Source organism: Bacteroidota bacterium, assembly GCA_016213405.1.
Taxonomy (GTDB): domain Bacteria; phylum Bacteroidota; class Bacteroidia; order Palsa-948; family Palsa-948; genus Palsa-948.
Window position 1 is genome coordinate 1 of the sequence record JACRAM010000059.1, and the last position, 9773, is coordinate 9773.

The 9773-nt window shown below is 37.4% G+C and carries 12 protein-coding genes and 1 tRNA gene; 8 read left to right on the forward strand and 5 right to left on the reverse strand.

Annotated elements, in window-relative coordinates; all coding sequences use genetic code 11:
- Positions 1-290 precede the first annotated feature (290 nt).
- Positions 291-1076, reverse strand: a complete 786-nt coding sequence (locus HY841_07010) for a hypothetical protein (protein MBI4930494.1) — start codon at positions 1074-1076, stop codon at positions 291-293.
- 194 nt (positions 1077-1270) lie between these two features.
- On the opposite strand from HY841_07010, the gene HY841_07015 reads away from it, so the two are divergent.
- A tRNA-Met gene (locus HY841_07015) sits at positions 1271-1344 on the forward strand.
- A gap of 67 nt (positions 1345-1411) precedes the next feature.
- On the opposite strand, the gene HY841_07020 is transcribed toward HY841_07015, so the two are convergent.
- Genes HY841_07020 through HY841_07030 form a run of 3 tightly spaced genes read right to left on the reverse strand, consistent with a single transcriptional unit; the run spans position 1412 to position 3939 of the window.
- Positions 1412-3106: a tyrosine-type recombinase/integrase gene (locus HY841_07020; protein MBI4930495.1), complete on the reverse strand. Its 1695-nt coding sequence runs from the start codon at positions 3104-3106 to the stop codon at positions 1412-1414.
- Positions 3100-3363 carry a hypothetical protein gene (locus tag HY841_07025; GenBank protein ID MBI4930496.1) on the reverse strand — a complete coding sequence of 88 codons (264 nt, stop codon included), beginning with the start codon at positions 3361-3363 and terminating at the stop codon, positions 3100-3102. The genes HY841_07020 and HY841_07025 overlap by 7 nt, the downstream gene beginning before the upstream one ends.
- A 21-nt stretch (positions 3364-3384) precedes the next feature.
- Positions 3385-3939 carry a hypothetical protein gene (locus HY841_07030; GenBank protein ID MBI4930497.1) on the reverse strand — a complete coding sequence of 185 codons (555 nt, stop codon included), beginning with the start codon at positions 3937-3939 and terminating at the stop codon, positions 3385-3387.
- A gap of 330 nt (positions 3940-4269) precedes the next feature.
- On the opposite strand from HY841_07030, the gene HY841_07035 reads away from it, so the two are divergent.
- The 7 genes from HY841_07035 to HY841_07065 all read left to right on the forward strand — a co-directional run bounded on the left by HY841_07035 (position 4270) and on the right by HY841_07065 (position 8728).
- Positions 4270-4917: a sigma-70 family RNA polymerase sigma factor gene (locus HY841_07035; protein MBI4930498.1), complete on the forward strand. Its 648-nt coding sequence runs from the start codon at positions 4270-4272 to the stop codon at positions 4915-4917.
- Positions 4914-5144 carry a hypothetical protein gene (locus HY841_07040; GenBank protein ID MBI4930499.1) on the forward strand — a complete coding sequence of 77 codons (231 nt, stop codon included), beginning with the start codon at positions 4914-4916 and terminating at the stop codon, positions 5142-5144. The genes HY841_07035 and HY841_07040 overlap by 4 nt, the downstream gene beginning before the upstream one ends.
- A gap of 298 nt (positions 5145-5442) precedes the next feature.
- On the forward strand, positions 5443-5670 hold the full coding sequence (locus HY841_07045) for a hypothetical protein (GenBank protein ID MBI4930500.1): 228 nt from the start codon (positions 5443-5445) through the stop codon (positions 5668-5670).
- A 106-nt stretch (positions 5671-5776) separates the two neighbouring features.
- Positions 5777-6250 carry a hypothetical protein gene (locus tag HY841_07050; protein ID MBI4930501.1) on the forward strand — a complete coding sequence of 158 codons (474 nt, stop codon included), beginning with the start codon at positions 5777-5779 and terminating at the stop codon, positions 6248-6250.
- Between the two features lie 178 nt (positions 6251-6428).
- Complete coding sequence (locus HY841_07055; GenBank protein ID MBI4930502.1) at positions 6429-7508, forward strand: hypothetical protein; 1080 nt, start codon at positions 6429-6431, stop codon at positions 7506-7508.
- Between the two features lie 122 nt (positions 7509-7630).
- Positions 7631-8317 (forward strand): hypothetical protein, encoded by a 687-nt coding sequence (locus HY841_07060; GenBank protein ID MBI4930503.1) that lies wholly within the window; start codon positions 7631-7633, stop codon positions 8315-8317.
- 66 nt (positions 8318-8383) lie between these two features.
- Positions 8384-8728 carry a hypothetical protein gene (locus HY841_07065; protein ID MBI4930504.1) on the forward strand — a complete coding sequence of 115 codons (345 nt, stop codon included), beginning with the start codon at positions 8384-8386 and terminating at the stop codon, positions 8726-8728.
- 168 nt (positions 8729-8896) lie between these two features.
- Here the strand turns inward: HY841_07065 and HY841_07070 are convergent, their stop codons facing one another.
- Entirely contained in the window at positions 8897-9652 is a 756-nt protein-coding gene (locus tag HY841_07070) for a DNA adenine methylase (GenBank protein ID MBI4930505.1), read from the reverse strand.
- Between the last annotated feature and the right edge of the window lie 121 nt (positions 9653-9773).

Below are 9773 nucleotides of genomic sequence, written 5' to 3' on the forward strand. Positions count from 1 at the left end.
TCACTTGCTTTTGCCTTCGGCTTCCTCCGCACAATGCCTCGCAACATTGCACTTGCTTTCAGCTAACACTTCGCGTTATCAACGTGTGTTCGGGACTTGCACCCTATAGTAAAAGAACATGGATGGCGCACAACAAAAAAAGGTCTGCTGAGAACAGCAGACCTTTCGGTTATAAGTTAGTCAAATAATGACAGTGCTGTTCACTCATTAGAGTTCAGCCACCACACGTTATTTGAAATAATTTTCATTGAATTCTAAAGCAAAGATATAAAAGTTTTGAATTATGCAAACTAAACTTTAGAGCCGATTACCTTCATCAATCGCTGAACTTGTCCCTGCCAAAGTATTTCAAGTGAGTTCTTTTCATCTTCAGTTTCAGCAAAATCAGTAATAATGAGCGAGAGTTCTTCCGTGAGTTCGTTTTTCTCAATTCGGAATTCAAAATAGCTGTTGGGCGCACGATCTGTCCATTGAAAGCGGATGAATTTATTTTCTTTCAGCGAAAGCACACGCGCATCCTGTTTTGATCCTTCCCATAAAAACGAATACACGCTGCCGTTGATATTTACATCGTCAGAAAACCATTCAGACATTCCGCTTGGAGAAGTAATAAAATCATAAAGCAATGGCATGGAGGCATGAATAATATATTCAAGAATCAATTTATATTTTGGCTCTGCAAGTTTTAACTGCTTATCAAAAGCTTTCTGGTCTGTTGCCTGAGCAGGAATGTTTTGTCTCTCCTTCTCTTTTAATTTAAGTCTTGCTTTAGCCAGCGCTTTTGCCTTTGCTTTTGCCAGCGCCACTTCGTTAACTACGGGCGGAGGTTTTTCTTTCGGCTTTTCTTCCAGAATTTCTTTTGCAGGTGGCGCTTTTACTTTCGTCTCCTTCTTAGATTTTTTCTTTTTAACTTTCTCTTTCTTGATTTTTTTTTGCTTTACATTTTTTTTCCTTGCCGGATTTTTCTTCTTACGCTTCTTCACCTTTTTCTTAGCAACAACTTTCTTTTTCACCTTCTTGAGTTTTTTGCTCTTAGGTGCAAGTTTCTTTTTCTTTAACTTTTTCTTTTTAGCCATAACGAATCGTAAAGCGCGGGCAATGTATAAAAAAAACTTTAACAGCCAACAAAATCCGCTTTTTTCGGTAATTGATTTTAATATCTTTGCCACCCTTTGGCGAGGTAGCTCAGTTGGTAAGAGCACAGGATTCATAAGGCTGACACCGCGCCAGAAAGGGTAATAAAGTTCTTTAAAACGCTTGTGACGCATTTGGCGAGGTAGCTCAGTTGGTAAGAGCATTGGATTCATAACCCAAAGGTCGAGGGTTCGACTCCCTCCCTCGCTACGACTGGGTGAGAAAGTGGGTGAGATATTATTTTTCGCCTGCCTGCCTATTGCCTTCCAAAGCCCTTTCATCGTTCAATTGTTTTTGTTTGTTCCTTTTTGTTTTCCCGCACTTGTTCAAGCTCATTAGTCCGTTCCAATTTCTTAACATCCAACTCGGGAAATATTTCCGTGTTAGAAATTGCTTCCGCGATCATCTGCTTTCGTATATAATGTTTTTCCAAAATATCCTGCGATGCATGCCCCGTCAGAATCCGGCTGTTGCTGCCGACCGCCAAAGTCAGTCTCGAAATATATGTCTTCCTCAAATCAGAGAACTGGATGTCTTCATTTGGATATTTTTGCTTCCAAAAATGAGTGAACGACCTGCTGAGAATGTTCATTAATGTTTTGCGCTGAATAGTGCTTTCACCGGCAACAAGAAATTTTTCCGACTTTCGATTATTGTCATAATCCAACTGCTCGGACAACAGCGAACGAAGCTGGGGCGTTACCGGAATATATTGCTGCACTTCATTTTCCTTTTCGTAGCCTTTGATGCGATTTACTTTCAGGTTAGAACTTTGTATGACGCTGGGAATTCCGTTTTCATTTTCTTGTATGTCCGAATACTTCAGAGAAATCAGCGATTCCCTTCTCAATCCAGTCATCAGCGCAAGCAGGAATGTCTGTTTTAAAAATGAGTGCCAGTGATTTTTTTTCTCTCCTGTTCCTAATATTTGAATGGCGTTTTCAGGACTCATTGAATCAATCATTAAAAGCAATTTATTAACCTCAACTATATTTACTTCTGGGGTAACTTTCTTTTTCTTCACCTCAACGAATGGATTTTTTCCGTTCCAAATTTCCTGCTTTTTCAAATGATTAAATAAGGTGCGCATGGTCGTCATGTGCCGATTATATGTATTGTTAGCAAATCCCCTTTCTTTGACTAAATAATTATGAAAGACATTTACTACTCTGTCATTTACTTCACCTGCCATCGTAGTTTCCGGATTCATATTTATTTTTCTCAATGCTTCTTTGAAATAGGAAAATGTTCTGTCCGTATCCTTTATGTGGGCGGGTGATTTTGCCTGCTGTGAAAATTCATATTCTGATTCCCCCTTTAACACTTTTAGGTAGCTCTCCATGGCTTTTTCTATAAACTGCGGATTGGTTTTGCCTATGGTTTCTTTCCTGTTAATCATCTTGCCCACATCTTCATACCTGCCTTTTTTCACCAATTGATCGAAAAGAATGTGCAGGCGGGCTGCTTCATATGGGTCGTCCGTATCATAGATTTTCACTTTACGGATTTTTGTGCCGGGTACATATGAATACCCTTTGAACTTGTGAGTGCGCCCGTATTCACACTGTTGCAATTTTCCTCCCTCTGTGCAAAAATCCGTTACATTTCGCTGGCAATGCGAACAGAACACGGTTAAACCCTTCACGCGCAGGTCTTTTTTAAGAAACAATGGTTCGTTGCTTGCTCGCATCGTGCAGGATGATAACTCTTCGGCATAGTTTGTCCATATTGTCTGCGAGGAAATTTCGTGCTCATTTGCTGATTGTTTTTGAGAAGCAACCGACTGCTTATATTTTAAAAAGGAAATAATCGGAAAGTAATAGGCGTTTTCAAAATCTTCTTTTAAAAGGCAAAATCCTTTGCCTACCTTAAACATAGGAATCCCGCGCTGCGATATCCACACCTTCGTAGGGCGCAGGTCTTTATAGTTGAGTTGCTGGGCGGCTTGGTGTATGGAGATAAGTTCTAGCATTTCGAATCCGACACGTTCATTACTTTATTTTTTATCTCTACGTTTTTTCTCTTTGGAGTTTCTGAATGACCTATTTTCTTGGCTGACTTTGGCGGTGGAACTTCTTTGGAATGAGAAGACTCTACTCCCAGTTCATTCAGTGCGTGGAGAACTGCCAGCCTGAAAAATATTCCTGATAGAGGGAGTAATTCTTTTTTCATGGGGCTAAGATATTCATTCGTATAAAGAAAATCAATATATTCATTTACGATTTTCATTATAAAAGTTTACTTTTTCAGTCAACTTTTGAGTAAACTTTTCTTGTTGAAAATTTCTTTTATCGTCAAAACAAAATCAGGGTATTGCTCTGCTTTTTTTAATTTTCGTATTTCATACAATTCTTGTTTAATGCAATTCGGCTTAAGGGGCTTTCCATTCTTACTTATAAAATGCAAGGGCAAAAAAATTCTTAAATCATTTTTTCCTGATATGGCGCGGCAATCCAGTAATGTGTCAAAGACCCAGATAAGATTTTTAGTAGATTGTTTGCATTTGATCTGAGAAAAGGCCGGAATGCTTTTATAAAAGCGTGGAAAAAAGTTAGTCTGAAAATCTACTTCTTTGGACGTAATAAATTTCAACTTTACAAATACATCATACAAATCCATGATGTATTTTTTATCTGCTGTCCATTCAAAATTTGTGATTGACTGAGGTGGGGATGGAATAGATGATGGCTGTGACGAATATTCAGGATGAATAGCTGCCAATGCTTTTTCTTTCCATTGAGCAAAAAGAGAAATCCCTGTTTGATACAGGTCATCTATTTCTTGCTCTAAAGATTTATTTGACATTGGCGCATTTTGTTTTGTGCGCCTCAGGAATATTGATGGGTAAACCGGATAGAAAGATAGAATTCGGGAGTTTACTATTGACTCATATTTCTGTCTATGCTATACTAGCAAAGTTTCTGGATACCCTATATCCTGAGACTGCGATAGATTTTTCTGTTGCAGCCCCGCCATCTAATAAATGGACGGGGCAATTTTTTTTATTTTATATTTGCTTGTGAAACATTTTGTATTTAAACTCCCTTTATAGTTATATCTGTAAAATGTGACATAAATACTTTTTAAAGTTTATAAATATCAGATTGTAGGTAGGGTAAACAATACGTCATTATAATGAAACAAAAAGAAGCATGGGTTTTTGATTTGGCAATACGGGAACGTGGAAAAATATCTAATTATTTATTAGAAAGAATTCACGATGAGTTAAAATATAAAGTATTTGCTTTTTGCAGAAAAATCGCTGAGGATGTATTCTATTTTGATGATCCCGAAGAAATGGCTAAAGATTTATATCAACATGCGTGGATGAAATTTTACATGATTAAAGAGTTTTATATAAAAAGATATAAGACAGGAACTCATCTTAGACATGCAATAATAAAATGGCTTACCAAATCAGCATACGGGTATGCTGCTGATTTGCTTACTCGGAATCTTACTAAATCTTTTTCTTCTTTATCTTCTAACTATGATTTTTATGATAAAATAAGCAATACTCTTTCAACTGAATACAATATAAAAGAAGCAGAATCAGAAAAACAATCAGTGGTAAGAGATATATTGGATTCTTTGAATGAGCGTGAACTTGATATTGTAATTATTACGATACACTATAAACCACATAACATTCCCAAGGAAGAACGAGAAAAAATATGCAGTAAATATAATATAACAGAGGAAAATTTTAGGAAAATAAAGGAAAGGGTTATGAAAAAAATAGAAGAAAAGATTAAATCTTTAATCAAATTATATCAGCAATGAAAAAAAAGAATAAACTTCTTACGCGCCTTAATGAAATTGAAAAAATATTATCATTATCTGATGATAAATTTGAAAAAGTTCTTGATTCTCTTGAGGAGAAGTACAAAGAGAAAATAACAAATGATTTGAAAAATATTAATTTCAGATATATTCTTAAAACGGCAGAAAAGATTAGAAGAGCAAAACGATTGGGACTCTTATCAAAATCCAAACATCCCAAACAATAATTTGTTTTAATTACGCTGTATATGATAATCACCTTGACACAAAACTTTTCTACTGTCTGATAATTCTGATTATTGACTCTTCTTTGATTCAGAGCTTACATGGTATCTAAGGGTCGCAAATTTTTTCTGTAAGGAAGAAAAGCGAACCCCAGCGCGAGAGCCCGCCTGAAGTTTACTTCAGCGGGCTTTTCTTTTTCCGCTATGGACATATTTTATTTTATGCTCTCTGCCATGCATCGCACTTGCCTGCTTTAACACCGCACGCTATCATCGCACAGGAATTTTAAAACTGTTCTTTATGGAAACAAAAATTGTTATTGGAGCCGCGCGGAGGCGGAAGCAAAAAGTGTATTACGGCAATTACGGTTATAATGGCGGATACTTTCATCCCCTTATCCGCATTGCCGGAAAGTTTCTCAAGGACTTTGATTTTAACGTGGGAGACCAGATAGAAGTCAACGTAACGATGGGACAGATCACCATCAGCAAATTGGGGAATAATGATTCGCCTCCTAAAAGCGATTAAACGCCCGATGTTAAAAGCATCAGGCGTTTTTTTAACCATTCGCTTGACTGTGCTTTTCATCGGAGTTATGCTCTTCCACAAAACCGTTCATTAAAAATCAAACACTATGAAAAAAGACAAATTGAACAAATCAGAAAAAACAAAAACGCTCACCGCCCGTGGTGCCGCGCAGGATTTCATCCGCCCGTTTGTGATGAAAGGCGACATCCTGCCGCTGCATCCTTCTTTTAAACTCCGTCATGACACGGAAAATTACTCCGCTCATATCGAAGGAGAAAATGTAGTCCTGACAAGACTACAAGGAATTGCCGTCAAAGAGGAATTTTCTGTGAGCGACATCATGCGCGACATCGCTATGGAGGATTTATACAGCAAAGGCATAGCGGACATAACTGCCGCAACAGCAAAAGAAGCTTATGAAAAGAGATTAAAAGAAGTTCAGTTTTTGCTCAAGCAATTAAATATGAAATTTAAAAACCACAAAGTAATATTTAAGAAAAACCCTTTGAACTGGGGATATGTCGGTGATTTGACGCGCATCAGCAAAGAACTGAAGGAACTTATTTCCTTTATGCAGTAATGTTTTGATTTTCTTACACAAAAGCCGCCACTATGCGCGGCTTTTTCTTTTTCCTGCTGGACAATTTCCTTTTTCTGCTCTATGCCATTCTTACGACTGGACTCCTACAAAGCCCAGAGCTATGATGCATGGAAATAACAGTTCATTCAAAAATCAATAACACTAAAACCCATGCATCATGGAAACAAAAACATCAAATGAAAAAAAGGAGCAAGCTGCCTCTGCCACTGACTACAGCAGTCTTTTTATCTTAAAAGGTAAATCCCTGCAGGTAAAAATCAACGGACAGCCGATTGACAATCCTGTTCCGAAAAAGTTTCAATCGGAAAAAGAACTTGAGGAATTGGTGAAGCAAAACGGAAAAGTTCTTTTCGGGGAAAACGTAATCGTTCTTGACGGCAAAAAAATCATGCCGGAATTCTTGGAAAGTTATGCTCTTCCTGCTTTCCTTATTGACATCAGGGATGCGGAGAAACCTAAACTCTACGTTGTGGAAGTATTGCATTCCAAACAAAACTTCGGGGCATTCTGCATGCGGATGACAAGCATATTCTCGCTTTTCAGGAATCAGGATAATCGCATCCAGCTTATGAACGAAGTGGAATCTGTTATCGATAAAAGCAAGTCCATTCGTAAGGAATTAGGCAACAATGAAAACAACATTGTTAAACTGCTTGAGGCAATTATCGGGCGCGCGCCAGACATTCTGCTCATTATTGAAGGCGCGAGACCAGAACTTGCCGGATTCAGGGAAACCTATGCCGAATGGCAGGCGGTCAAGCCCATCCATATCAAAAAGTTTTCCAACAAAGGAGAAACCATCATCACCATGTATCCCGGCTTTGCCGAGATTCAGAACAGAAAAACGAAAAGCAATGCCGTGAAGGAGAAGATAAATTACACGGAGGATTATCACATGGAAGATGTGGCGGAGGAGGTAAAAGCTGTTTACGGAAAGATGAAAGCGGAATTGCTGAAGGCGGATAAAACGCTTCAATTCAATCCGCAGAAGTATTACATCTCCCTGCGCAAGAACCGCAACCTCGCTTTCTTTCATTTCAGCCAAAAGAAAATTTCTCTAGTGGTAATGAATCCCGACAAGGCTACCCGCAAAGTCATCAAGCATCACGAAGTGAAAACGCTGACAGAGAAAGTTCAGAAATTCTGGAATGGGGCGTCATGCACTATCGTTCTTGAAAACACGAAGCACCTAAATGAAGTTATTTCCCTGCTGAAGAAGTTGGTGGCAAATGCATGAGGTTTCTATGCGCCATTGTGCCAACAAGAGCCGTTCGTGAGAGCGGCTCTTTATTTAACTTGAAAAAGCAAAAATCACATATAAACAAAAAATCTTATACATTTGTTCTAAACTGAGTAAAATTGTCATTTAACAACATTAAAAATATTGCCGAATATACATTGCCACAAATTGGTCAAAATGAATATTATTTTTTTGACGCAAATGTTTGGATTTATATTTTGTTCTATGGTAACAAAGCGGATGCGCCAGAAACTATTGCACCCTATATAGATTTTTTTGATAAGGTCGTTTCCCTTAATTTATCAAGGGAGAAAATTTTTAAACATAGACCTAAAATTGTTATGACCAGTGTGCTATTTACTGAAATTGTGGGAACCTACCTTGTTAAACGCGCTAAAGAAGCATATTGCATACAACAATGGGAAGAGAAAAAAGAGGAATTAATAGAAAAATACAAAAATAAGAGGTTATTCATTTATAAATATGATATAAACGATTACAGAGAAACTGAGCATTATAAAACACAATGTGATTTTTTATTAATTCGTTTTAATCAATATTCAAATTACATACATCCAGTTATACCCGATTTTTCAAGTAAGAAAATGACGCGAATTTTATCGCTTTATAGAAAATATAATTTTTGTGGCATCAATGACTTTTATTATTACTACCTTTGTATGGATAAAGGTTGGACTATGGTGACCAACGATTCTGATTTCAAGTTTACCAGCATTAGGATTATTACGAATCTTAAAAAGTTGCTTGACCTAAGAGACATACAAGAAAAATCGATAGCCACTTGACAAACTATCAATTATAAGTATAATGAATAAAAAGACAATAAATTTGTTCATTAAAAAACGAATACTATGAAAACTATAAGTATTAAAAAAGAAATCGGTACTACTGAAGCTATTTTAGGAACTTTTGGTGTTCAAGTTGCAAAGACGATAACTCAACAACTTAAAAAACATGAACCAATTGCTATTTCGTTTAAGGGTTTGAAAAATGTCAATATAAATTTTACTTGCAGTATGATTCAGCCTCTTTATAAATCGTTTCCTAAAAAAACTATTGAGAAACTGGTAACGTATCAAGATGTCACTGATAAATTTTGGCAATCAGAAATAGAAGAAGCAATAAGTTTAGCAACTAATCCTAAGAAAGCAAAAATCATTGAAGAAGTACGTAATAAAGTATTTTGGGGACACTGATTATAGTTTCTTTCAGGTAATTATTATTTTAGAGCCGCATCAATGTGGCTCTTTCTTTTTCCGTCAGCAATTGCTGCAAAACAAAATCAACCCTCTTGCATTGGATTATTTTATCCACAGTCATTGTAATTTGAAGTCTCTCAAGATAGCCTTCCCCATCTTAAGAATTTATATCCCATAATTCCCCGTTAGCACTTCTGTTTTTCTTTTCCCGTTTTTGTATTTGGCATTTACGATCAAAGGCATATCAATTTCCTTTGAATGCCATTTATTTTCCCTAATATATTTTTTCAATAATGGCGAAGGATAGGAACTCAAAAGGAATTTCCCTTTGATAGTGGAAAGTAGTTTCAGCAGGTTCTCGAAATCCTGTTCCGTATAGTCGTTGTAATGCCCCATGCCCGAATTGAAATAAGGCGGGTCGCAGTAGAAGAAACTCTGCTGGCTGTCCCTTGTCTGGATAATTCTCAACGCGTCCCCATTTTCAATTTCGGTTTCTTCCAATCGTTCCGCGTAATCTTTGGTAAAGTTGTCGCGCTTGTGGTGCAGGCGCTTTGCCGAAGTATTCCTTTTCCGGTCATAGCCCCAAGGCGAATCAAGGCGGGAAGCATAACTCTGATTGGCAAGCACCCATATCGCCCACGCGCGTTTTACATCGTTAAACAACTCAGGAAAGCCAAGCACCGTCTTCGCAGCTTGGCGGTGTAGTTGTCGGCTGTAAAGGGTAGGAATTATTTCTTTCTCTAGTTGCCTGTATTTTGTTTTGACAACCTTGTAGAAGTTAATCAGGTCTCCATTACTGTCGTTGATGACTTCTATTTCAGAGGGCTTTTTAGCGAAGTATATCGCGCCACCGCCAAAGAACGGTTCGCAGTAAAGGTTATGCGGAGGAATGAGCGCCAGTATCTCGTATGTTTGCGAAATTAAATAAACTAGTGCAACTAAAAGAAAAAAAGAGTGAGAGCAATATGCGTTACAAAACAACCCTTGAGGTATGTTCGTAGACAGAGAATCCTCACTCTTTTTAAAACTCTTTAAAGTCAGA

Bases quoted from the DNA above. Each gene is read 5' to 3' on its own strand.
- HY841_07010 (MBI4930494.1), bottom strand. From the start codon at position 1,076: ATGGCTAAAAAGAAAAAGTTAAAGAAAAAGAAACTTGCACCTAAGAGC.
- HY841_07020 (MBI4930495.1), bottom strand. From the start codon at position 3,106: ATGCTAGAACTTATCTCCATACACCAAGCCGCCCAGCAACTCAACTAT.
- HY841_07025 (MBI4930496.1), bottom strand. From the start codon at position 3,363: ATGAAAATCGTAAATGAATATATTGATTTTCTTTATACGAATGAATAT.
- HY841_07030 (MBI4930497.1), bottom strand. From the start codon at position 3,939: ATGTCAAATAAATCTTTAGAGCAAGAAATAGATGACCTGTATCAAACA.
- HY841_07035 (MBI4930498.1), top strand. From the start codon at position 4,270: ATGAAACAAAAAGAAGCATGGGTTTTTGATTTGGCAATACGGGAACGT.
- HY841_07040 (MBI4930499.1), top strand. From the start codon at position 4,914: ATGAAAAAAAAGAATAAACTTCTTACGCGCCTTAATGAAATTGAAAAA.
- HY841_07045 (MBI4930500.1), top strand. From the start codon at position 5,443: ATGGAAACAAAAATTGTTATTGGAGCCGCGCGGAGGCGGAAGCAAAAA.
- HY841_07050 (MBI4930501.1), top strand. From the start codon at position 5,777: ATGAAAAAAGACAAATTGAACAAATCAGAAAAAACAAAAACGCTCACC.
- HY841_07055 (MBI4930502.1), top strand. From the start codon at position 6,429: ATGGAAACAAAAACATCAAATGAAAAAAAGGAGCAAGCTGCCTCTGCC.
- HY841_07065 (MBI4930504.1), top strand. From the start codon at position 8,384: ATGAAAACTATAAGTATTAAAAAAGAAATCGGTACTACTGAAGCTATT.